We start from the raw sequence: 22,662 nt of genomic DNA on the forward strand, positions 1-22,662 counted from the left end.
CGTTCCCCACGGCATCCAGCCGCGCAAGGAAACGCTCCCTCAACCCCGCAAGATCATCCCGTCCAACGGCCACGGTCCTCGCAACTCCCACAGATCGCGGGTGTTGCGAGGACCGTTAGAACCCAAGGGGGCGGCCGGGGCCTCGAACGGTCAGCGCTCGGTTCGACTCGTCAGTAGACGGGCTTCTCCGGCTCGATCTGGTTGACCCAGCCGATGACGCCGCCGCCGACGTGCACCGCGTCGGCGAAGCCGGCGTTCTTCAGCACGGCCAGCACCTCGGCCGAGCGGACGCCGGTCTTGCAGTGCAGCACGATCCGCCGGTCCTGCGGCAGGTCGCCGAGCGCGTCGCCCATCAGGAACTCGTTCTTGGGGACCAGCCGGGCGCCGGGGATCGAGACGATCTCGTACTCGTTGGGCTCCCGGACGTCGATGATGTCGATCTTCTCGTCGGCGTCGATCCACTCCTTGAGCTGCGCCGGCGTGATGGTGGAGTCCTTCGCGGCGGCCTGCGCCTCGTCGGAGACCACGCCGCAGAACGCCTCGTAGTCGATCAGCTCGGTGACGGTCGGGTTCTCGCCGCAGACCGCGCAGTTCGGGTCCTTGCGGACCTTGACTTGGCGGTAGTTCATCTCCAGGGCGTCGTAGATCATCAGCCGCCCGACCAGCGGGTCGCCGATGCCGGCCAGCAGCTTGATCGCCTCGTTGACCTGGATGGAGCCGATCGAGGCGCAGAGCACCCCGAGCACGCCGCCCTCGGCGCAGGACGGCACCATGCCGGGCGGCGGCGGCTCCGGGTAGAGGCAGCGGTAGCACGGCCCGTGCTCGGACCAGAAGACGGACGCCTGCCCGTCGAAGCGGTAGATCGAGCCCCAGACATACGGCTTGTTCAGCAGCACGCAGGCGTCGTTGACCAGGTAGCGGGTGGCGAAGTTGTCCGTGCCGTCCACGATCAGGTCGTACTCGGCGAAGATCTCCATCACGTTGGAGGAGTCCAGCCGCTCCTGGTGCAGGTTGACCTTCACATACGGGTTGATCCCCAGCACCGAGTCCCGCGCCGACTCGGCCTTGGAGCGGCCGATGTCCGACTGGCTGTGGATGATCTGCCGTTGCAGGTTCGACTCGTCGACCTCGTCGAACTCGACGATCCCCAGCGTGCCGACGCCGGCGGCGGCCAGGTACATCAACGCGGGGGAACCGAGACCGCCGGCGCCCACACAGAGCACCCGGGCGTTCTTCAGACGCTTCTGGCCCGCCATGCCGACGTCCGGGATGATCAGGTGGCGGGAGTACCTGCGGACCTCATCGACGGACAGCTCGGCGGCCGGCTCTACCAGCGGGGGCAGCGACACGGGGACTCCGTAGGGTGATAGGGACAGTCGTGCTGCCTTCAACACTGCCACGAACGGTCTCATTCCAAGACTCCGGTCCCAGCCCGCGAGACGGCTCGTCCCGCCCGGCCCGTTCCCTCGCACCGCCCGGCCCGTTCCCTCGCCTCGCGCGCCCGGCCCCGCGACCGAGGCCGGGCGCGGGCGGGCGGTCACATCCGGCAGGCGGCCTCCATCCAGATGTCGGCCAGCGACTCCTCGAAGCCGATCCTGGCCCGCCAGCCCAGCCGGTCCCGCGCGGTGCGCACGTCGGCCTGCTGCCAGGCGCCGCAGCCGTCCGGATACGGCGCGGCCTGCGGCGGCCCGCCGGGCAGCTCGCCGCCGGTCGCCTGCCGGGGCAGCGGCGGCGGGCCCTCCAGCTCCAGCAGGGTGCCGCCGAACCCGGAGATCCGCGCCAGCGCTGCGGCCGCCTCGCGCAGCCGAACGGCGTGCCCGGTGCCGATGTTGACCACGCCCTGCGCCGCCGAGAGCGTCGCCGCGTGCACCGCGCGGGCCACGTCCCGCACGTCGACGAAGTCGCGCTGCACGCCGAGCCCGCCCAACTTCAGCTCGCTGTCGCCGTGTTGCATGGCCCGGCGCAGCGAGTCCGCCAGCCGCCCCAGCGGGGAGCCGGCCGGGGTGCCGGGCCCGGTGGGCGAGAAGACCCGCAGCACGATCGCGTCCAGTCCTGAGCCCAGCACCAGCTCCGTCGCCGCCAGCTTGCTCACCCCGTAGGGGCCGCCGGGGCGGGCCACCGCGTCCTCGGCGATGGACGAGCCGTGCTGCGACGGCCCGTACTCGGCGGCGCAGCCGATCTGCACCAGCCGCGCCCGGCAGCCGCTGCGCCGCAGCGACTCGCAGAGCGTCGCGGTGGCCACGGTGTTGTGGCGGGCCAGCTCGCTGGCGGTGCCCCGGATGGCGCCGGCGCAGTTGATCACCACGCCCGGGTGCACCGCGTCCAGGAAGCGGGTCAACGCGCCCGGGCTGCCGGTGGACAGGTCGAAGCGCACGTCGGCGTCGTCGCCGCGCCCCAGCGCGGTCAGCTGCACGGCGGGGTCGGCCAGCAGCCGGTCGGCCACGAACCGGCCGAGGTATCCGTTGGCGCCCAGCAACAGCACTCTCATCGGCGAGACCTCCGGTGCTCCCGGTGACCGGCTCCGGTCGTGGCTGCGGTGGGGGGTGGTGCGGTCATCGCGTGTCGTGCTCCTCGCATGTGAACGGTGCGGCCACGGCCGGGGCGGTGGCCCGCGCTGGAGAGTTGGCTGAGGGATGGGCGCGGGACCGTGCCGGACGGGCGCCGGTCCCGTGGTCCCAACGGTCGTGCGGGGCATGGAGACTGACCGGGCGGGGCGGAACGGGGCGGTGCGCGCTGGCCCGGGGCAGCGCCACGGCCGCGCCCACCAGCAGCCAGCAGCCGCCGGCCGCGCAGGCCAGCAGCGGCACGGCCGCCACGCCGCGCGCCGCCACCAGCGCCGCCACCGGCTCGGCCAGCGCGCCGCAGCCCGGCAGCCAGCCGGCGCTCGCCAGCGCCAGCGCCGTCAGCTCGACGCCGCCGACCAGCGCCAGGCCGCCGGCCGCCAACGCCCGCTGGCCGTGCCTGACCAGCAGCGCGGCCAGGCCAAGCGGCCAGGCGAGCGCCGCCGTGGCGAGCGCGCCCTCGCCGCCCAGCGGCGCCCACGGCGGCCGCGCCAGCCACAGCAGCGCCGCCGGCGCGGCCAGGCCAAGCGTCAGCAGCAGGCAGGTCCGCAGCAGCAGCGCGCGGGCGGCGGCGGTGAACTCCCGCAGCCTGGGCGCCCTGAGCAGCGCCAGGGCCCGGCCGGTGAAGGCGTCCCCGCACCAGGCGATCGGCGCGACCGACAGCGCCAGCAGCAGCGCGGCGCCGGCCGGCGAGCCGGTGTCGGCCTGCGGGCCGACCAGCAGCTCGCCCAGCGCGGCGTCGCCGACCAGCGCGAAGCCGACGGGCGGCAGCGCCAGCAGCCCGGCGGCGCCGGGCGGCGAGCGCCTGGCCAACACCACGAGAACGGCCAGCAGCGTCAACACCGCGCAGGCGACGCCGAGCGCGGCCCGGCCGGTCGCCGCCTCCGGCGGCAGCCGGTGCGCCAGCCACAGCCCGCCGGCGCAGACCGCGCCGGGCAGCAGCGGCAGCGCCGGCCGGAGCCGGGACCCGCGGGTGGAACCGACGGCGCGCACGGGGTCAACGGGCGGCGCATCGGCGGGCGTTCGGGGCGCCCTGGCGTGCAGCTCCTCGGCGAGCGAGAACAGGTCGCGGTGCCGGCAGCGGGCCACGGTCGCCTCGTCGACCCCGCCGGCCTCAAGGCCGGCGGCGATCTCCAGCGGGTCGACCGCCCGCCGGCACAGCTCCCCGTGCTCGGCCAGCAGCGACCGCACCGGGTCGGCCGGGCGGCTCACGACCGCTCCTCCGCGCTCGCCAGCGCGTCCGGCCTTCGGCCGGCGGCCTGGCTCGGACGGGCGCCGGCCCGCCCGCGCGCCCGGCGCGGCAGCGGCCTGGCGGCCGCCGGGCCGGCCAGCTCGGCGTAGCAGGCGTCCACGGTGGCGATGCCGTGCTCGACGCTGAAGCGGGTCGTGGCCCTGGCGCGGGCGGCCGCGCCGAGCCTGGCCCTGCGGGCCGGGTCGCGCAGCAGCGCCAGGCAGGCGTCGGCCAGCGCGGCTGGGTCCCCCGGCTCCACCAACACCCCGGCCTCGCCCAGCACTTCGGCCGTCGAGCCGCCGCCGACCGCGACCACCGCCCGGCCGCAGCACATCGCCTCGACCAGCGCGGTGGGAAAGCCGTCCGATGCGTCGGCCAGCACCGCGAGCGTGCCGGCGGCCCAGCCGGCGGCGCGCGCGGCCGCGTCGGGCGCCGCCCGGTGCGCCACCGCGCCCGGCGGGCACCAGCGGACGCCGGGCACCGCGCCCGGCTCGGGCGGCGGCCCGCCGAGCACCAGCAGCCGGGCCGCCGGCTCGGCGGCGCGGACCCGCGCCATGGCCCGCAACCGCCCGTCGGCGTCGGCCCGTTCGTCCACCGGCCCTGCGGTGACCAGCAGCGGGTGGGGCGAGGGCGCGGTGCGTTCCGCCACCGCCGCCAGCTCGCCCGCCGGCACGCCCGGCCAGACCGGCCGCTGCCGCGCCGGGTCGGCGCCGCAGCGCCGCTGCCAGCGGCCGGCCCGCGCGTCGCCCGGGGTGATCAGCGCGGCGGCGGCGTAGACGGCGCGGGCCAGGCCGAGTTGGAACGCGGCGAGCAGCGCCCGCACCGGCGCCCTGGCCGCCGAGGGCGGCACCGCGTGGCCGACGGCGCCGGCCAGCGCCGCGAGGTGGTGCTCGCGCAGCCGCACCCGGAACTCGGTGACCAGCAGCGGCGTGCCGTGGAAGTGCCGGGCCAGCAGCCCGGGCAGCGCGGCCGGGCCGCCGCCGACGGCGTGGCAGACGTCGACGGTGCCGAGGCCCGGGTCGGCCGGCCGCTCGGCGTACCAGTCGAGGGAGAGCGGGCGCAGCGCGCGTTCCAGGCGCTCGGCCACGGTCAGCAGGTCGGCGACGCTCGCGCCGACGGCGGCGCGCGGCGCCCCGGGGCGGCGGCAGGCCGCCTCCAGCACCGCGATGGACGCGTCGGAGGCGAGCCAGCGGGCGAGCCCGCCGTGCCCTGCGGCGAGGTCGGCGAGCGCGTAGAGGCCCCTGGCGAAACGGTCCGCCACGCCGCCGGCGGCCCCCGCTTCGCCGCTGAGCCCGGCCGTTAACTCCTCGAACGCCTCGGCAAAGCCGCGCGCCGCTGGCCGCGAGGGGCGCCCGCCGGGCGGCGGCCCCCACAGCGGCGCCGTGCGCACCAGCCGGACCTGCGGGGGCAGCGGGCGGCGCGGGCCCCTGGCCTGCGCCCGGCCCCGGGAGAGCGCCCGCACCTCGAAGTCGTGCCAGGGCAACGCGCGCACCAGGCGCTCGCACCAGGCGACCAACTCGCCCTGGGCATACGGATAACCACCCTCGGTGAGCAGTGCGACGCGCACCGGTGCACCCCCTCACTCCGTCGTCGGGACGGGCCGTGTGGACTCAGCGAGGAGACGCTATGTCCGCGAGGGCAAGGCTCGCCGGACGGTTGTCCGCCACGCCACCGGAAGGGGTGAATAATCGTGACCTCGCCGCCGCCCGGTCGTTCGCCTGCGGCGGGCACGGCGCCGGCGGGTCAGCCGTTGTCCGGGTGCGGCCAGGGGTTGGCGCGGCAGGTGACGCCGTCGATGGTCAGGAACTTGGTCTGCTGCATCATCACGGGCGCCAGCGCGCCCTCGCCGGGGCAGACCGCGTGCCCGTAGCCGAGCCGGTGCCCCACCTCGTGGTTGACCAGCATCCTGCGGTAGTCGGCGATGTCGTCGCCGTAGGTCTCCGAACCCTGCGCGAACCGCCAGGCGTTGATCATCACCCGGTCGGTGCTGGAGGAGTTGCAGGAGACGTTGTCCTCCGTGGTGTCGAGGCCCGAGCGGGCGCACCAGTCGGCGGTGGTGCCGGGGCTGGCCAGGGTCACCACGAAGTCGTAGTCGCCGTCGGAGACCCGGGCGAAGCCGCGCTCCCCCGCGTTGCCCCAGCTGCGTTCGTCGCTGAGCGTGCGGTGCACCGCCTCGGCGAAGAACGCGGGGTCGATGCCGAGGCCCTCCTCCACGTCCACCCGGTAGCGCAGCACCATGGTGGCGTCCGGGTCGGCGGCCGGCTCGGTGCCGGGCACCGGCACCAGCTCGCCCGAGCCGGTGAGGTCGGGGTCCAGCGGGAAGGTGGTGGCCAGCAACTCGTCGTAGGAGGGCTCGGGTTCGGGCTCCGGCTCGGGCTCGGCCCCGTCCTCCGCCTCGTCGGAGGGCGCCGGCCTGGCGTCGCTGCCCTGGTCGGGGTCGAGGGCGAACCGTTCGCCCTCGTCCGCCGTCGTCGTCGCGTCGGCGTCGCGGTCGGGACGGGCCAGCTGCCCGGCGACCAGCACCACCAGGACGGTGACCAGCGCCAGCGCCGTCACCCCCACCAGCGAACGCCCCCAGCTCTCGCGCCCCTCCCTGCGCTGCCGCTCCCGGCGCTCCGCGCGACCGCCGCCGCCCTCCCCCGGCTCCGGCGCGCTCACCGACCCGGCCCGGCGACGGGCCGCGCGGGTGCTCGCCCCGGAAGGGCCCTCGGCGGAACGGGCGCCCCCGGCCGGCGTGCCCAGCGGCTCGGCGCGGTCGAAGGCGTCCAGATACTCCTGGCGGGGCCCGTGCGGGACCTGCTGCCCGCCCGGCGCGGGCCGGCCGCGTGGCCGGTCGGGCGCCACGGCGGGGGCGTCACGGCGTTCCATCCGGTGCCCTCAGCCCTCCCAGGCGGCGCCGGCGCGGAACTCGCGGAACGCGTCGGCCACCAGGTCCGGGTACTCCATCATCGCCACGTGCCCCGCGTCGGGCAGCACCACCAGGCGCGAGGCGCCGAACGCCCGGCAGGCCCGCCGCGCCACCCGGTAGGAGACCAGCCGGTCCCGCACGCCGTACACCAACAGCGTGGGCACCATGACCCGTTCGGCCTGCCGCCACAGCGACTGCTGGCCGCCGAGCGTGTAGGCGTTGACCAGGCCCCTGGCGGAACGGGTGAGCGAGTCCCAGAAGTACGGGAGCGACTGCCGACGTTCCAACTCGGCCTTCGCGGCCGAGAACTCCTCCGGGGTGATCCGGGATGGGTCTCCGTAGCACAGCGACAGCACATCACGCGCGCGCTGCTCCGGCGACGAGGCGCGCGTCAGCCGGCGCAACAGCCGGCTCATGCCGGGCCCGCCGAGCAGCGCGGTGGGCAGCGCCGTGCGCTGCGGCGGCAGCTCGGGCAGCGCCGGCGAGACCAGGGTGAGGCTGCGCACCAGGTCGGGCCGCAGCGCCGCGACCCGGGTGACCACAGCGCCGCCCAGCGAGTTGCCGAAGAGGTGGACGGGGCCGCGGCCGGACGCCTCCAGCTCGCGCAGCACGGCGCGGGCATGGCCGGGGATCGAGTAGTCGCCGCTGGCGGGCGGCGGGGAGGCGCCGAAGCCCGGCAGGTCGAGCGCCTCGCACTCGACGTCGCCGGCCAACAGCTCCATCAGGGACGACCAGTTGCGCGAGGAGCCGCCCAGGCCGTGCACGAAGAGCGCCGGTTCGAGGTCGTCGGCGGTGGCGGCGCGGCGGCGCACGGCGAGCGTCAGCCCGGGACGCGTCACCGTCCTGATGGTCTCCCCCTCGCGCACCCCGGGCCAGCCCTCGGCTGCGGCGAGAGCGGCCTCGACGCGTCGCTCTTCGGTGGATGGCATGGGGGCCATAGTACGAGCCCGCGAACCCCCTGACGCCCCCCGGTGTTGAGCGGTTGTTGAGCCGCCCGTTGAGCGGTCGGCGGGCCCTCGCCGGGCCGCCGGCCGGGCGCCGGAGGGGCGTCCGCCCGCCGTCCCGTTCGCCCCTCGGCCGCGCCGCGCCTAGGCTGGCGGTTCACCCGTCGGCCGTTCCGGAGGTGACAGACGATGACAGAGCCCACCGATCCGCGCGTCGAACCCGAGTCCCTGTCCGAGTTCCTGGAGGAGACGCAGGACGAGGACGCCTTCGCGGAGGAGCTGTCGGAGGAGACGCCCCGCGAGGACGCGGCCGAGCAGCGTCTCGAACTGCTGCGGCTGCGGGACTCCCCGCTGACCGAGCGCGGGGTCGAGATCGACCCGGCGGACGCCGCCGAACAGGCCCGTGTGGTGGACCCGGGGGACGAGGAGTACCGCTGAGCCGGGCTTGTCCACAGAGTGAAATCCTGCCCACACGATGCACGCTCAGCGACGACTCGACCGTACGATGACAGCACGGAGAACCACACGAACGGCGCCCAGCGCGCACCGAAAGCAGTCCGGGAGGCGGCGTGACAGCCACTGAGCAGACCGAGGCCCGGCCTCGCGGCACCCGCCTGCCGCGCCGGGCGCGGCGGAACCAGCTGCTGGGCGCGGCCCAGGAGGTCTTCGTCGCCCAGGGCTACCACGCGGCGGCCATGGACGACATCGCGGAGCGCGCCGGCGTGAGCAAGCCGGTGCTCTACCAGCACTTCCCCGGCAAGCTGGAGCTGTATCTGGCCCTGCTCGACCAGCACTGCGAGGCCCTGCTAGCCGCCGTGCGCCAGGCGCTCGCCTCGACCAGCGACAACAAGCTGCGGGTCGCCGCCACCATGGACGCCTACTTCGCGTTCGTCGAGCACGAGGGCGGCGCGTTCCGGCTGGTCTTCGAGTCGGACCTGACCAACGAGCCCACCGTGCGGGAGCGCGTGGACCAGGTCTCCTACGACTGCGCCGAGTTGGTCAGCGCCGTGATCGCCGAGGACACCGACCTGCCGCCCGAGCAGTCGATGCTGCTGGCGGTCAGCCTGTGCGGGATGGCGCAGGTCACCGCGCGGCACTGGCTGAGCACCGGGCAGAAGGTGCCGCGCGAGGTCGCGCACGGCCTGATCGCCTCGCTGGCCTGGCGCGGCATCGCCGGCTTCCCGATCCAGCACTGACCGTCCCGGGCCGGGCACCCAGGCCTGTTCGCTGAGGGCGTGGCCGATCGGCGACGGGCCCGATGCCGGCGCGGTTAACCTGTGCGTGCAGAGCGGCGCGGACCATCGCGCACGTGGATGACCAGCGGAGGGACAAGCCGTGGAGATCAAGATCGGCGTACAGCACACGCCGCGCGAGATCGTTCTTGACAGCGGACAGTCTGCCGAGGAGGTGGAGACCGCCATCGCGGACGCGCTCTCCGGCAACGGCAAGCTGCTCACCCTGGTCGACATTCAGGGCCGCAAGGTCGTCATTCCGGGTGACCGGCTGGCCTATGTGGAGATCGGCCGGCAGACCCCGCGACGGGTCGGCTTCACCCCCGCCTGACGGCCGAGGACAGCTCACGGCGGCGGCCGGACCTGAAGGGTCCCGGCCGCCGCCGCTGTCGTTTCTCCGGCCGCCTACCCTGGAGGAATGACGCAGCTCAACGCCGCGCGGCGGGTCGCGTCGCCGGCGCGGCCGGCGTCGTTGGCCGCGCGCTCGCCGCACACCCTGGACGGGCTGCTGCTGGCGGTGGCCGTCGCCGGGATCTCGCTCTCCGGGCCGCTGGTCGCGACGGTCGCCGCGCCCGCGCTGGCCGTCGCGTTCTGGCGGAACGCCCTCGCCGTCGTCTCGCTGCTGCCGGCCGTGCTGCTGCGCGCCCCGCTGCGCCGGGAGCTGGCCGGGCTGCACCGCCGCACGCTGCTGCTGTCGCTGGCCGCCGGCGCCGCGCTCGCCGCGCACTTCGGGCTCTGGCTGCCCAGCCTGGGCCTCACCTCCGTGGCCTCCTCGGTCGCGCTGGTCACGACCACGCCCGTGTGGACCACGGTGCTGCTGCGGCTGCTGGGCCGCCGGCCGCCCGCGCTGGTGTGGTGGGGCACGCTGCTGTCGTTCGCCGGGGTGCTGCTGCTGACCGGCGTCGACCTGGCGGTCTCGCCGCGCGCGCTGGCCGGGGACGCGCTGGCGCTGGGCGGCGGCCTGGCCGGCGCGGTCTATGTGCTGATCGGCGCCGAGGTCCGGCGCACCACCAGCACCACCGGCTACACGTTCCTCTGCTACGCCTCGGCCGCGCTGCTGCTGCTGCCCGCCGCGCTGCTGGGCGGCGCGGCGCTGGGCGGCTACGCCGGCGGGACCTGGCTGAAGCTGCTGCTGTTGACGCTGGTCTCCCAGCTGTTGGGCCACTCGCTGCTGAACCGGGTGGTGCGGGGCCTGGGCCCCTCGGTCACCTCGACCGCGATCCTGCTGGAGACGCCGGGCGCGGCACTGATCGCCGCCGTCTGGCTCGGCCAGCTGCCGCCGGCCGCCGCCTACCCGGCGCTGCTGGTGATCCTCGCCGGCCTGGCCCTGGTCATCCGCGCCGAACGTACCCCGACCCCGCCGCCCCCTTCGCCTGCCGTGGAGTGAACACCGCCATGCACGCTGCCCGTTCCGTTCCCGTGCTCGACCTGGTGGCCGAGCGGCTGACGGCGACCCTTGGCGAGCCCGACGCGCGGGCCGCCGTCACGTTCCTCGGCACCGAGCGGATCGAGGTGCTGCGCTTCCTCGCGCCCGAGGCGGGGCTGGTGCGCTACGCCACGCTCGGCATGGCGGCGGCGCCGATGGCGGACCCGACGGCGGCCCTGGCCGACCCCGAACGGGGGCCGCGCGCCGAGCTGTTGCTGACCCTGCGCGCCGGCGCGGCGCCGACGGACCAGGCGCTGCGGGCGCTGGCGACGTTCGCGGCCACGCCCCAGGTCGAGGGCGTGGTCGTGGCGCCCGGCGGCTCGCTGGAGCTGGGCGAGCCGCTGTGGCCCGGGGCGCCGTTCCGTTCGGTGCTGGTCGGCGAGGGCGGCGCACCGGTGCCCGACCTGGCGCTGCCCGAGCCGCTGTCGCCGGTGCGGTTCCTGCCGCTGCTGCCGATGACGCCGGCCGAGGCCGCCTGGAAGCGGGCGCGCGGCGCGGCGGTGCTCAGGGAACGGTGGGCGGCCCGAGGCACCGACCTCAACGACCCCACCCGTTCGGCGGTTTCCCTCGACGGGTGAACAAGCTTGACGCCGGCTCAAGGCGGCGCGACTGTAGGTGCCCATGAGGGGTGAACCGAGTTGCCCGAGGTGCGGCGGCCAGGTGCGGGCACCCGGTCTCTTCGCCGACTCCTGGCAGTGCTCGACGCATGGCGCGGTCCACCCGCTGCAACCCGTGGTGCCGCCGAGCGCCAGCGCGCTGACCGCCGTGGTCAACCGCACCCGGGTCCCGGTCTGGATGCCCTGGCCGCTGCCGGTCGGCTGGCTGTTCACCGGGGTGACCAGCGCGGGCGACGAGGCCAGCGGCGGGCGGGCCACGGTGCTGGCGTGCTCGGGTCCTGGACCGCTCGGCGGTCCCGGCGAAATGCTGTTCGTGGCCGAGGAGTTGGGCGTCGGCCTCGGCGCGCGGTACGCCGGCCTGACCGGGCCCGACCCGGGCCCGAGGCTGCGGGTCGACAGGACCCCCGAGGTGAAGGTCGTCGCCGCCGGGCGGCCGACGCCGCTCTGGCTGGTGGGCGGCGCGCCCGCCGACCGCGCGGTCTTCGCCGGCGAGGCGCTCGGCATCTGGCTCTGGGCGGTGGTCTGGCCCGAACGCTCCGGGCTGATGCTCTACGAGGAGCTGGTCCTGGCGGACCTCCGGGAGGCCGACTCCGAACTGGCCCTGGTGCCGTGCGGGGCGCTCTCCCCGCGCCTGCTGGAGTGAGCGGGGCGCTGGCGCCGCGCCTGCTGGAGTGAGCCGGCGCGCGGGTACGCTGGGCGGCGTGCGCATCGACCTGCACGCCCACTCCACCGCGTCCGACGGCACGGACTCCCCCGCCGAGCTGGTGCGGAACGCCGCCGACGCCGGGCTCGACGTCGTGGCGTTGACCGACCACGACACGGTCGCCGGCCACGCCGAGGCCGCCGCCGCGCTGCCCGCCGGGCTCACGCTGGTGCCGGGCGCCGAGCTGTCCTGCCGGCTGGACGGGATCAGCCTGCACATGCTCGGCTATCTCTTCGACTCCGACGAGCCCGAACTGGCCCGGGAACGCGAGCTGTTGCGCGACGACCGCGTACCGCGCGCGCAGGGCATCGTGCGCCGCCTCAACGAGCTGGGCGTGCCCGTCACCTGGGAACGCGTCCGCGAGCTGGCCGCCGGCTCGGTGGGCCGGCCGCACATCGCGGCCGCGATGGTGGAGGCGGGCGTGATCGACGACGTGTCCGCCGCGTTCACCGCCGAGTGGATCGGCGACGGCGGGCGGGCGCACGTCGGCAAGCACGAGCTGGACGCGTTCGAGGCGGTGCGGCTGATCCACCGGGCGGGCGGGGTCGCGGTGTTCGCGCACCCGCTGGCCGTCAAGCGGGGGCGGTGCGTGCCGGAGAGCGCGATCGTCCGGCTGGCCGAGGCGGGGCTCGACGGCGTGGAGGTCGACCACTACGACCACGACCCGGCAACCCGGGACCGGCTGCGTGGCCTGGCCGCCGACCTGGGGATGCTGACCACCGGCTCCAGCGACTACCACGGGACGCGCAAGCCGTGTCCGCTCGGGCTCAACACGACGACGCCGGACGCGTTCGCGGAGCTGGTGGGGCGGGCGACGGGGGCCGAGGTGCTGCGCGGCTGAGCGGGGCCTCGGCTGGGGCCGGCGGGGCGCCGGGGCCCTGCGGGCCCCGAGCGCGGGGGCCTTCGGGTGCGCCCCGGTGGGCGGCGGGCGTCGGCCCGACCGGTCGTGGGTGAACGACGGGACCCTACGGTGTGGTTGAGGCGATGGTCTTCCGGACGGTTGGGTTCCTCGCCGAACGAGATCGGGGGCAGCGGTCCAAGCCCTCCGATGGGCGGAGACGGCGGCGTTGTCGGGGGCCGACCGGCCGGTGGGTGCGCACGAGGCGCGCACCGGCTTCGCCGGCCTGCGCGTCGGGCTATCCCGCACGCTGTTGATACGTGCCGGGGAGTTCGGGATCTTGGGCAAGGACCGAGCCCACCGAGAACCGGACCTGCGGGAAACCGCCACCCCGCGCCCAACCCGCCGGAGGCAAAGCCCGGCCCGGCAACCCCCAAGCCCCCGCACCGCCCGACCGCGACCAACGAAGCACCACAGCAGCCAGCACCCCTACCGGGAGATCAAGCAGCGCCGGGAGTTCAAGCAGCGCCGCACACGAACCCCGCCGGAGGCCCAAGCGCCACCGAAGGCGGACCCACCGTCGCCAACCACCGCCGGAGAAAACCCCCCGAAAAGCCAAGCACCCGCGCCGGCAGGCGAACCCCGCAGGGGCCAAGCACCCCCGCCCAGGGCCGATTCACCGGCGCCGGCAGGCAAACCCGCCGCAGGCGGTCCCCGCCGGAGGCTCCAAGTACCGCCCAGGGGCAAGCCCCATCGCGGGCAAGTGCCCCCGCCGGCAGGCGAACCCCCGCCAGCAGGCCAACCACCGCCGCACACGAACTCCACCGGAGGCCCAAGCACCGCCGAAGGCGGACCCACCGTCGCCAACCACCGCCGGAGGCAAGCCCCCCGAAAGGCCAACCACCGCCCAAGGCAAGCCCCCACCAGCAGACAAACCCCCCGCCACACACCAACCCCGCCAAAGGCGAAGCACCACCGCAGGCAAGCACCCCGGCCGGAGCGCCAAGCGCCGCCCAGGGCCAAGCCCCCGCCGGCAGGCGGGCACCCACCACCGGCGGGACCATGTCCCCGAAAGCCGTGCGGCAGCGCTCAGCGCGGCGCGTTCCAGAACGCGACCAGCGCCTCCGCCGTCTCGGTCGGGCGTTCCGCGTTGGGGCTGTGGTCCGCGCCCTTGATCACCGTGCGGTGGGCGTTCAACCGTTCGGCCATCGCGTCGAGTTCGGGCACCGGCCAGGCCGCGTCGTGTTCGCCCGAGATGACGTGGACGGGCACCCCGGTCGCGGCGAGCGCGTCGACCCGGTCCGGTTCGTAGCACAACACCCGCCCGGTGGCGCGGAGTTGCTGCGGGGCGTTGGCGAGCCAGCGGCCGCGCAGGAAGTTCCACAGTTCGGTGGTCTCGGCCTTCGGCTGGAGCACCCACCACAGCCGGCGCTGCCCCAGCGTCGGCAGCCCGGCCACCAGCGCCCGCGCCCGCCAGCGTTGCCCGCGCGCGACGCGTCCCGGGCCGGAGGCCAGCAGGGTCAACGAGCGGAACGGCGTCCGCCCTTCGGCGGCGGCCCGCAGCACCGCGCCCCTGCCGATCAGCCCGCCCAGCGAGTGCCCCAACAGGTGCACGGGGCCGGCCCGGAGCGCTTCGGCCAACGCCAACACGTCCTCGGCCAGGGCCCCCAACGTGTACCCGCCGCGCGCCCGTTCGCCTGGCGTCTCGTGTTGGCCGCGCCCGTCCACCGCCACCGCGCGGTACCCGGCGGCGGCCAGCGGCTCCAGCAGCGCGATGAAGTCCTCCTTGCTGCCGGTGAACCCGGGCACCAGCAGCACGGTTCCGGCCGGCGGCCCGGCCGGCGCGCTGTCCAGCACCGCGAACTCGCCCCGTCGGGTGGCCAGCAGGTGGGCCCGCACCCCGGCGGGCGGCACCAGAAACGGCGGTCTGCTCATCCGGGCACACTATCCGCCGCCCTCCCGCGCCCGCGCGGGACGGGCCCGGGCGCGGCCGAGGAGATCCGACCGTCACCCACGGGTAACGCCGAGGGGCTGTCGCCCGTCGGCCAACCACGCCAGAATCTACGCGCGTTACGGATGTGAACGCGGATGTGAACGGACAAGTGAACCCGCACGCGAACGTGAACCGAGGAGCCAGCCCGATGTCCCCGATGTCCCTTGACCGCAGAACCTTCGTGGGCCGCACCGCCGCCACCGGGGCCGGGCTCGCCCTCGCCGGCGGGCTGGCCCCGGCGGCGACCGCCTCCGCCACGCCGCACGCCCCCGAGGGCGACACCGCCGGCGGCCGCCGCTTCGACCTCACCGTGCTGGGCACCACCGACCTGCACGGCCACGTGCACAACTGGGACTACTTCACCGACGCCGAGTACACCGACGCGGACGGCAACGACGTCGGGCTCGCCAAGATCTCCACCCTGGTCAAACGGCTGCGCGCCGAGCGCGGCCCGGAGCGCACGCTGCTGCTCGACGCCGGCGACACCATCCAGGGCACCCAACTCGCCTACTACTACGCCAGGATCGACCCGATCACCGGTGCGCGGGGCCCCGTTCACCCCATGGCGCTGGCCATGAACGCCATCGGCTACGACGCGGCGGCGCTCGGCAACCACGAGTTCAACTACGGCATTCCGCTGCTGCGCGCCTTCGAGCGGCAGTGCGACTTCCCGCTGCTGGCGGCCAACGCGCTGGACGCCGCCACCGAGCGGCCCGCGTTCCGCCCGTACTGGATGACGCGGGTCCGCGTGCCGCACGGGCCGGACGTGAAGGTGGCCGTGCTGGGCCTGACCAACCCGGGGATCGCGATCTGGGACCGGGCCCACGTCGAGGGCAGGATGGTCTTCCCCGGCCTGGTCGAGCAGGCCGAGCGCTGGGTGCCGAGGCTGCGGTCGATGGGCGCCGACGTGGTGATCGTCTCCGCGCACTCGGGCACCAGCGGCGAGTCCTCCTACGGCGAGCAGCTGCCGCACGTGGAGAACGCGGCCACGCTGGTCGCCGAGCGGGTGCCCGGCATCGACGCGATCCTGGTGGGCCACGCGCACGAGGAGATCGCCGAACGCCGGGTGGTCAACGAGGCGACCGGCCGCGAGGTGGTGCTGGCCGAGCCGCTGAAGTGGGGCCAGCGGCTGACGGTCTTCGACATCGCGCTCACCCGCCGGCGCGGGCACTGGCGGGTCGAGGAGGTGTCCTCGCGGGTGCTCAACAGCAACACGGTCCCCGAGGACCCGGAGATCACCGGGCTGTTGGCCGAGCAGCACGAGCGGGTCGTCGCCTATGTGAACCAGGTGATCGGCACCGCGACCGAGGCCATGAGCGCGGCCGAGTCGCCGTGGCGGGACACCCCGGTCATCGACTTCGTCAACCATGTGCAGGCCGAGACGGTGCGCGCGGCGCTGGCCGGCACGGAGTACGCGGAGCTGCCGGTGCTCTCGCAGGCCGCGTGCTTCTCGCGGACGGCGGCCATCCCGGCGGGCGAGGTCACCATCAGGGACGTGGCGGGCCTCTACGTCTTCGAGAACACCCTGGAGGCGCGGCTGGTCACGGGCGCCCAGCTGCGGGAGTACCTGGAGTTCTCGGCGCGGTACTTCGTCCGCACGGCGCCGGGGGAGCCCGTCGACCCGGCGGCGTTGACCAACGCGGACGGCATCCCCGACTACAACTACGACGTCGTCAGCGGGGTGACCTACGACATCGACATTGCGGCGCCCGCCGGCTCCCGGATCGCCGAACTGCGCCTGGGCGGGGAGCCGTTGGCCGACGACGCCGAGCTGGTGCTGGCGGTGAACAACTACCGGGCCTCGGGCGGCGGGAACTTCCCCGGCGTGCCGGAGGCCGAGCAGCTGTGGGCGGACTCGGAGGAGATCCGCAACACCCTCATCGCCTGGGTCCGGGCCAGCGGGGAGATCGACCCTTCGGTCTTCGCCTCCCCGGACTGGCGGTTGACCCGCGAGGGCGAGCCCGTCTTCTGAAGGTCCAGCGGCACGGGCGCGCCCTGACGGCGGCGGTGAACGTTACTCCCGGGGCTCCGCAGACGCCTGAGGGGTCTCGGGAGCCTGGGACGAGCCGGTGGCGGCGCTGCCGCCCCGGGTGCGGCGCCTGCGCCGGCGCGGGGTGCGCGGCGCGGCGCCCTCGCCGGCGTTCGCGCCCTCGGCCGGGGCCTTCGCGCCCTCGGCGGTGGCCTTCTCCGGCGCGGCCTGCGCCGTCTCCGGCGCCGCCTCCCCGGCGAGCGGCTCGCCGGCCCTGGTCCTGCGGCGCTGCCGCTTGGGCCGGGGGGCGCGCTTCGGCTCCTCGGCGGCGGGCTTCGCTGGCCCGCCGCGCCGCCCACCCCGCCGGGCCTGCGGCCCGCCGAGGTCCTCGACCTCCTCCGCGTCCAGGCCGGCCCTGGTGCGCTCGGCGCGCGGCAGGGTGCCCCTGGTGCCCTCGGGGATGCGCATCTCGGCGAAGAGGTGCGGCGAGGTCGAGTAGGTCTCCGGGGGGTCGGGGAACGCCAGCCCCAGCGCCTTGTTGATCAGCTGCCAGCGCGGGATGTCGTCCCAGTCCACCAGCGTGACGGCGATGCCCGCCGCGCCCGCCCGGCCGGTGCGGCCGATCCGGTGCAGATAGGTCTTCTCGTCCTCGGGCGTCTGGTAGTTGATCACGTGCGTGACGCCGTCCACGTCGATGCCACGGGCGGCCACGTCGGTGCAGACCAGCACGTCGACCTTGCCGTTGCGGAACGCGCGCAACGCCTGCTCGCGGGCGCCCTGGCCCAGGTCGCCGTGGACGGCGGCGGCGGCGAAGCCCCGGCGGGTCAGCTGCTCGGCCACGTCCGCTGCGGTGCGCTTGGTACGGCAGAAGACCATGACCAGGCCACGGCCCTCCGCCTGGAGGATGCGCGCCACCATCTCCGGCTTGTCCATCGAGTGGGCCCGGTAGACGTGCTGGGCGGTGTTCGCGACCGTGGCGCCCTCGTCGTCGGGGGCGGTGGCACGGATGTGCGTGGGCTGGTTCATGTAGCGCCGGGCCAGCCCGATGACCTGCCCGGGCATGGTGGCGGAGAAGAGCATGGTCTGCCGCTTGGCCGGCAGCCGCTCGATGATCTTCTCGACGTCCGGCAGGAAGCCGAGGTCGAGCATCTCGTCGGCCTCGTCCAGCACCAGGCAGCGGATCTCGGTCAGGCGCAGCTTCCGCTGGCCGGCCAGGTCCAGCAGCCGGCCCGGGGTGCCGACGACGACGTCGACGCCCTTGGTCAACGCCTCGACCTGCGGCTCGTAGGCGCGGCCGCCGTAGATGGACAGCACCCGGACGTTGCGCGCCTTGCCGGCGGTCAGCAGGTCGTTGGTCACCTGCTGGCACAGCTCACGGGTGGGGACGACGACCAGCGCCTGGGGCGCGTCGGTCAGCTGCTCCGGGGTGGCCCGGCCCGCCTCGACGTCGGCCGGGACGGTGACGGCCTCCAGCAGCGGCAGCCCGAAGCCGAGGGTCTTGCCCGTGCCGGTCTTCGCCTGCCCGATGACGTCGGCTCCGGCGAGCGCGACGGGGAGCGTCATCTCCTGGATGGGGAACGGGGTGGTGATGCCGACGGCCTCCAGGGCCTCGGCGGTCTCGGGCAGAATCCCGAGATCTCGGAATGTGGTGGTAGCGGACAGGGTGGTTGCCTCTTCTGTGTGACGCGGCACACGGCGGCGAGGCGGGTCTGTGGACCGCGCCGCCTCCTGGCGGCCCTTGCGGGGCCGGCCGGCCGGCGCGGGACCCGGTCGTCTCGCTCAAGCGCACGCACCGCGCGAGCGGGTCCCTCGGATCGCGGCCCGTGCGGGGAGCACGAACCGGGTGAGGGCTGGTCACGTTCGGAGCCGATCGGGGCTCCGACCGGACATCCGCAGGGCCCCTGGGGCGCCGGCTTTCCCGGGCCCAGGAGACTCCAGCTTGGGAATCAGGACCCGCCACACCCGGGCGAGTCTCCTTAGCACTGTACCCCGGAACGCCGCACAAGTGTCAGGGCGCGTTCCGGCTGCCAGGCCGGGGAGGCCGGTCGCGGCCGAGGGAGCGTGGGCGGCCTGCCCTGGGACTATCCTGCCTGTCCATGGAGACGCCGCAGAACCCAGCCGAGGAAGCCGCCGCCGAACCGACCGCCGAGGCGGCGCTCACCGGGGTCGCCGCGAGCGACTGGGCCGAGGCGTCGCGTGACCCGCGCTACCGCGCCGCCGTGGTGGACCTGCTGGGCGCGCTGGCCTACGGGGAGCTGGCGGCCTTCGAGCGGCTGGCCGAGGACGCCAAGCTGGCGCCCGGCATTCCCGACAAGGCGGCGCTGGCCCGGATGGCGTCGGCCGAGTTCCACCACTTCGAGCAACTCACCGAGCGGCTGCGGCAGATCGACGAGGACCCGACGGACGCGATGGCGCCGTTCGCGGCACCGCTCGACGAGTTCCACCGGCTGACCGCGCCGTCCGACTGGCTGGAGGGCCTGGTCAAGGCGTATGTGGGCGACGCCATCGCGGCCGACTTCTACCGCGAGGTGGCCTCCCGCCTCGACTCCGACACCCGGGGCCTGGTGCTGCGGGTGCTCGACGACACCGGGCACGCGACCTTCGCCGTGGAGAAGGTCCGCGCCGCGATCGAGGCCGAGCCCCGGGTCGGCGGCCGGCTCGCGCTGTGGGCCCGCCGCCTGATGGGCGAGGCGCTCTCCCAGGCCCAACGGGTCGTCGCCGACCGCGACGCGCTCTCCACGATGCTGGTCGGCGGCGTCGCCGACGGCTTCGACCTGGCCGAGATCGGCCGCATGTTCTCGCGCATCACGGAGGCCCACACGAAGCGGATGGCCGCGCTGGGCCTGTCGGCCTGAGCGCGGGGCGCTGGCCGCGCGGGGAGCGGAAAGCCGCCGCGCTGCGCGCGGCGGGCAGCTGCACCCCGGTACGGAGCCGGTGGCGCCATGCCAACGGTGAACGCCCGGGGCGTCGGTCATCCCTGAGCCGGCGGGTGAGGCCCGGGCTGGGCTCGGCGCTGCCGCATGGGCGACTGCGGCCGAAGGCCACCGCACCGGGCCCGCCAAGCGCGACAGCGGCCGGGCCCGAACAACGGGCCCGAGGCCGACAACGCGTGCGGCCGTGCCCGAGCCGGCAGCTGAGCCCACCGCGCGGGCGGGCTCGCGCAGCCGCGCGCAGGCGGTCCGGGGCGTGCTCGGCTGGGAGCCGGCCGCGTGAGGGGCGCCGGTGTCGTCGGGCCAACCGCAGCGGTCGCGGCCTCGGCCAGCCGAATTGGCCGGGCCAGGCCCGGCCAACCCGTTCACATGAGGCTGGGCCGAGCCGGTTCAGTCGCTCCGCCCGCTCCGCGACAGTCCGTTCCGCGACAACCAGGCCCTTGGGGCCCGCCACGGTGCAGGGTCGAAGGACCAATCCCGCACGCCCGGCCGGCAGGTTCCCTGAAGCCGCGCCCGCCCCCCGCGCCCGGCTGCCCGGGCCTCGGCCGGGCCACGTTCCCGCCGGCGGAGCCGGGCCGGCCCCACCTCCGGCGCCCCGGCCCGGGCAGGGCGCCGCGGCCTGGCAGCGCGCCCGGCCGCGCCGCTAGGCTCGCCGGCATGGCGAGTGCGACGGCGGTGGGGCGGGACGGGTTCGACCGGGCCCTGGTCGAGGAGGCGGCGCGGAAGTCCGCGCTGGTCTGGGTGCGTGGCCCCGAGGGGCCGCCCCGCGCGCTGTGGCACGTCTGGCACGAGGGCGCCGTCTGGCTGGTCGGCGGACCCGGCGAACAGCCCCTCGACGGGCTGGGGTTGACGCCCGGCGCGCGGGCCACCGTGAGCTGCCGCAGCAAGGACAAGGGCGGGCGCCTCGTTGTCTGGGCGGCCGAGGTCGCCGAGCCCGACCGCGAGGACCCGGCCTGGGGCCCGGCCGTCGCCGAGTTGGCCGGCAAGCGGCTGAACGCGCCCGACACCGCGCGCCTCGCCGAGCGGTGGGCCGCCGAGTGCCGGGTGCTGCGGCTGAGCCCGGTGGGCGAGCCGCTTCAGCGGCCCGGCGCCATGCCCGACGGGGACGGCGCGGCCGCCCCGCTGCCCACCCCGGCCAGCACCCGGGTGGCCACGCCCAGCGGGCTGCCCACCCGGCGCCGCCGAGGCCGCACGGGCCGCCGCCGCTGAACGGCCGACCGCACGCGCACCCGGCTCGTCACTCCGACTCGTCGGGCAGCATCGCGTCGCCGTAGTCGACGATCTCCTCATCGGGCGGCGCGTGCAGGCTGAAGTCCTGGTCCCAGTCGGTCAGTCGGAGGTCACCCGCGTCGCCGCCCCGGTGCAGCCGCAGCGGGTAGGGCGTGCCCTCCAGCGAGATGTCCATGGTGCCGCCGGCGCCCTCCGCCGCGTCGAGCTGGATGGTCGCCACCCCGTCGACCTCGCTCCGCTCGCCCGTGCTGCGCTCCCCCTCCAGCACCAGCAGCGCCTCCAGCAGCGCGTTCTTCTCGGTGAAGCCGCTCAGCTCCGCGTAGGCCGGGTCGTCGGGCGCGACCAGCACGTACTTGCCGTCGAGCTTCTGCGTGGGGTCACTCTCCAGCTCCTCGGGGATGCCCTCGGTCTCCCAGAACGCGGCGTCGGCCTTCACATACATCTGCTCACCGACCCGCAGCAGTTCGAAGGTGGTGCCCTCGGCCGAGACCTCGCCGACCCCGCCGTCGGGACCGATCCGCATGTCCAGCCGGTAGGAGCTGCCCTCCGCCACCACGGTGCCCGACAGCCGGACGGTGGCGGCTTCGGCGGCGGCGGTGCGGGCGCGTTCCTCCATGTCCTCGGGCGCCAGCTCCTCGACCCCGTTGGTCTCGACGGCCGGCTCGTCCGAGCCGCAGGCGACCGTGCCGAACCACAGCGTCAGACCGGAGACCACGACCGCCGCGCGCCGGCGCCAGCCGGTGTGCGGAGCGGGGACACGAGCTGTCACGGTGAGTGCCTCTCTCCCGGTGGGCCGCTGGCTGGCGGCAGCGTACCGGCAAGCCGACGAGGCCGGGAAAGGGGCAGTCCCGATGCGGAGCGCTCGCGCCGTACCATCGGGGTCATGGCTACCGACATTCCCCCAGCGACCGGCGCCACCGGCACCCTGCCCACCGAGGACGACGTGCGGGCCGCGCTGCGGCGGGTGAACGACCCGGAGATCCACCGCCCGATCACCGACCTCGGCATGGTCAAGTCGATCGCCGTCGAGGCGGACGGACGGGTCACCGTCGGGATCTATCTGACGATCCAGGGCTGTCCGATGCGGGAGAACATCACCTCGGACGTGCGGAACGCGGTCGGCGCCGTGCCCGGGGTGCGCGAGGTGGCCGTCGAGCTGGACGTGATGAGCGACGAGCAGCGCAAGGAGCTGGCCACCACGCTGCGCGGCGGCCAGGCCGAGCGCGAGGTGCCGTTCGCCCAGCCCGGCTCGTTGACCCGGGTCTACGCGGTCGCCTCCGGCAAGGGCGGCGTGGGGAAGTCCTCGGTCACGGTGAACCTGGCGGCGGCGATGGCGGCCGACGGGCTCAAGGTCGGCGTGGTGGACGCGGACATCTACGGCCACTCGGTGCCCAGGATGCTGGGGACCGACGCCAAGCCCACCCAGGTGGAGAACATGATCATGCCGCCCACCGCGCAGGGCGTGAAGGTGATCTCCATCGGGATGTTCACGCCGGGCAACGCGCCCGTGGTCTGGCGCGGCCCGATGCTGCACCGGGCGCTCCAGCAGTTCCTCGCCGACGTCTACTGGGGCGACCTGGACGTGCTGCTGCTCGACCTGCCGCCCGGCACCGGCGACATCGCCATCTCGGTGGCCCAGCTGGTGCCGGGCGCCGAGATCCTGGTGGTCACCACGCCGCAGCAGGCGGCGGCCGAGGTCGCGGAGCGGGCCGGCTCCATCGCGGTGCAGACCCACCAGAAGATCGTCGGCGTGGTGGAGAACATGGCGGGCCTGCCCTGCCCGCACTGCGGCGAGCTGGTGGACGTCTTCGGCACCGGCGGCGGCGAGCGGGTCGCCGAGGGGCTGACCAGGACGACGGGCGCCAAGGTGCCGGTGCTCGGCAGCATCCCGATCGACGTGCGGCTCCGCGAGGGCGGCGACGACGGGCGGCCGGTGGTGCTCTCCGATCCGGCCTCGCCCGCCGGGTCGGCGCTGCGGTCGATCGCCGCCTCACTGGGGTCCCGGCAGCGCGGGCTGGCCGGGATGTCCCTGGGGATCACCCCGCGCGGCAAGTTCTGACGGCCTCGCGGGGCGCTGCGG

At 75.4% G+C, this 22,662-nt stretch carries 19 protein-coding genes and 1 pseudogene; 11 read left to right on the forward strand and 9 right to left on the reverse strand.

Features of this window, described 5'->3' with window-relative positions; all coding sequences use genetic code 11:
- Positions 1–170: 170 nt before the first annotated feature.
- The 6 genes from moeZ to FH609_RS16015 all read right to left on the reverse strand — a co-directional run bounded on the left by moeZ (position 171) and on the right by FH609_RS16015 (position 7,629).
- Positions 171–1,349: an adenylyltransferase/sulfurtransferase MoeZ gene (moeZ, locus tag FH609_RS15990; RefSeq protein WP_139668100.1), complete on the reverse strand. Its 1,179-nt coding sequence runs from the start codon at positions 1,347–1,349 to the stop codon at positions 171–173.
- Positions 1,350–1,537: 188 nt separating this feature from the next.
- A complete protein-coding gene (locus tag FH609_RS15995) occupies positions 1,538–2,488 on the reverse strand; it encodes an NAD-dependent epimerase/dehydratase family protein (RefSeq protein WP_139668102.1) in 951 nt (316 codons plus the stop codon).
- Positions 2,489–2,552: 64 nt separating this feature from the next.
- The gene (locus FH609_RS16000) at positions 2,553–3,773 is read right to left on the reverse strand and encodes a hypothetical protein (RefSeq protein ID WP_139668104.1); all 1,221 of its coding nucleotides are present in this window, start codon (positions 3,771–3,773) and stop codon (positions 2,553–2,555) included.
- On the reverse strand, positions 3,770–5,359 hold the full coding sequence (locus FH609_RS16005) for a DUF3492 domain-containing protein (RefSeq protein WP_139668106.1): 1,590 nt from the start codon (positions 5,357–5,359) through the stop codon (positions 3,770–3,772). Before FH609_RS16005 ends, FH609_RS16000 begins: the two co-directional genes overlap by 4 nt.
- Positions 5,360–5,535: 176 nt before the next feature.
- Positions 5,536–6,660 (reverse strand): DUF3152 domain-containing protein, encoded by a 1,125-nt coding sequence (locus FH609_RS16010; protein ID WP_139668108.1) that lies wholly within the window; start codon positions 6,658–6,660, stop codon positions 5,536–5,538.
- Between the two features lie 9 nt (positions 6,661–6,669).
- Positions 6,670–7,629, reverse strand: coding sequence for an alpha/beta fold hydrolase (locus FH609_RS16015; RefSeq protein WP_139668111.1), 960 nt, complete (start codon positions 7,627–7,629; stop codon positions 6,670–6,672).
- A 204-nt stretch (positions 7,630–7,833) separates the two neighbouring features.
- On the opposite strand from FH609_RS16015, the gene FH609_RS16020 reads away from it, so the two are divergent.
- From FH609_RS16020 to FH609_RS16050, 7 genes are all read left to right on the forward strand, one after another.
- Positions 7,834–8,082, forward strand: coding sequence for a hypothetical protein (locus FH609_RS16020; RefSeq protein WP_139668112.1), 249 nt, complete (start codon positions 7,834–7,836; stop codon positions 8,080–8,082).
- 131 nt (positions 8,083–8,213) lie between these two features.
- Positions 8,214–8,840, forward strand: a complete 627-nt coding sequence (locus FH609_RS16025; RefSeq protein WP_122399308.1) for a TetR/AcrR family transcriptional regulator — start codon at positions 8,214–8,216, stop codon at positions 8,838–8,840.
- Positions 8,841–8,979: 139 nt separating this feature from the next.
- A complete protein-coding gene (locus tag FH609_RS16030) occupies positions 8,980–9,207 on the forward strand; it encodes a DUF3107 domain-containing protein (protein WP_139668114.1) in 228 nt (75 codons plus the stop codon).
- A gap of 87 nt (positions 9,208–9,294) precedes the next feature.
- The gene (locus tag FH609_RS16035) at positions 9,295–10,263 is read left to right on the forward strand and encodes a DMT family transporter (protein WP_139668116.1); all 969 of its coding nucleotides are present in this window, start codon (positions 9,295–9,297) and stop codon (positions 10,261–10,263) included.
- An 8-nt stretch (positions 10,264–10,271) separates the two neighbouring features.
- Positions 10,272–10,880 (forward strand): suppressor of fused domain protein, encoded by a 609-nt coding sequence (locus tag FH609_RS16040; protein ID WP_139668118.1) that lies wholly within the window; start codon positions 10,272–10,274, stop codon positions 10,878–10,880.
- Between the two features lie 43 nt (positions 10,881–10,923).
- On the forward strand, positions 10,924–11,562 hold the full coding sequence (locus tag FH609_RS16045) for a DUF6758 family protein (protein WP_139668120.1): 639 nt from the start codon (positions 10,924–10,926) through the stop codon (positions 11,560–11,562).
- Positions 11,563–11,620: 58 nt separating this feature from the next.
- On the forward strand, positions 11,621–12,463 hold the full coding sequence (locus FH609_RS16050) for a PHP domain-containing protein (protein WP_139668122.1): 843 nt from the start codon (positions 11,621–11,623) through the stop codon (positions 12,461–12,463).
- A gap of 1,086 nt (positions 12,464–13,549) precedes the next feature.
- Here the strand turns inward: FH609_RS16050 and FH609_RS16055 are convergent.
- Positions 13,550–14,395 (reverse strand): alpha/beta fold hydrolase, encoded by an 846-nt coding sequence (locus FH609_RS16055; protein WP_139668124.1) that lies wholly within the window; start codon positions 14,393–14,395, stop codon positions 13,550–13,552.
- A gap of 215 nt (positions 14,396–14,610) precedes the next feature.
- Between FH609_RS16055 and FH609_RS16060 the strand changes: the two genes are divergently transcribed.
- Positions 14,611–16,425 carry a bifunctional metallophosphatase/5'-nucleotidase gene (locus tag FH609_RS16060; protein WP_139668521.1) on the forward strand — a complete coding sequence of 605 codons (1,815 nt, stop codon included), beginning with the start codon at positions 14,611–14,613 and terminating at the stop codon, positions 16,423–16,425.
- A gap of 42 nt (positions 16,426–16,467) precedes the next feature.
- On the opposite strand, the pseudogene FH609_RS16065 reads toward FH609_RS16060, so the two are convergent.
- Positions 16,468–18,205 (reverse strand): annotated as a pseudogene (locus tag FH609_RS16065) (DEAD/DEAH box helicase).
- A 313-nt stretch (positions 18,206–18,518) separates the two neighbouring features.
- Between FH609_RS16065 and FH609_RS16070 the strand changes: the two are divergent.
- Positions 18,519–19,277, forward strand: a complete 759-nt coding sequence (locus FH609_RS16070) for a ferritin-like fold-containing protein (RefSeq protein WP_139668129.1) — start codon at positions 18,519–18,521, stop codon at positions 19,275–19,277.
- Between the two features lie 732 nt (positions 19,278–20,009).
- The gene (locus FH609_RS16075) at positions 20,010–20,561 is read left to right on the forward strand and encodes a hypothetical protein (RefSeq protein WP_139668131.1); all 552 of its coding nucleotides are present in this window, start codon (positions 20,010–20,012) and stop codon (positions 20,559–20,561) included.
- 28 nt (positions 20,562–20,589) lie between these two features.
- Here the strand turns inward: FH609_RS16075 and FH609_RS16080 are convergent, their stop codons facing one another.
- Positions 20,590–21,351: a hypothetical protein gene (locus FH609_RS16080; protein ID WP_226961713.1), complete on the reverse strand. Its 762-nt coding sequence runs from the start codon at positions 21,349–21,351 to the stop codon at positions 20,590–20,592.
- A gap of 114 nt (positions 21,352–21,465) precedes the next feature.
- On the opposite strand from FH609_RS16080, the gene FH609_RS16085 reads away from it, so the two are divergent.
- Positions 21,466–22,641, forward strand: a complete 1,176-nt coding sequence (locus FH609_RS16085; RefSeq protein WP_139668133.1) for an Mrp/NBP35 family ATP-binding protein — start codon at positions 21,466–21,468, stop codon at positions 22,639–22,641.
- The last annotated feature ends 21 nt before the right edge of the window (positions 22,642–22,662 follow it).

Source organism: Streptomyces sp. 3MP-14 (genome assembly GCF_006334905.2).
GTDB classification, from domain to species: domain Bacteria; phylum Actinomycetota; class Actinomycetes; order Streptomycetales; family Streptomycetaceae; genus Streptomyces; species Streptomyces triticirhizae.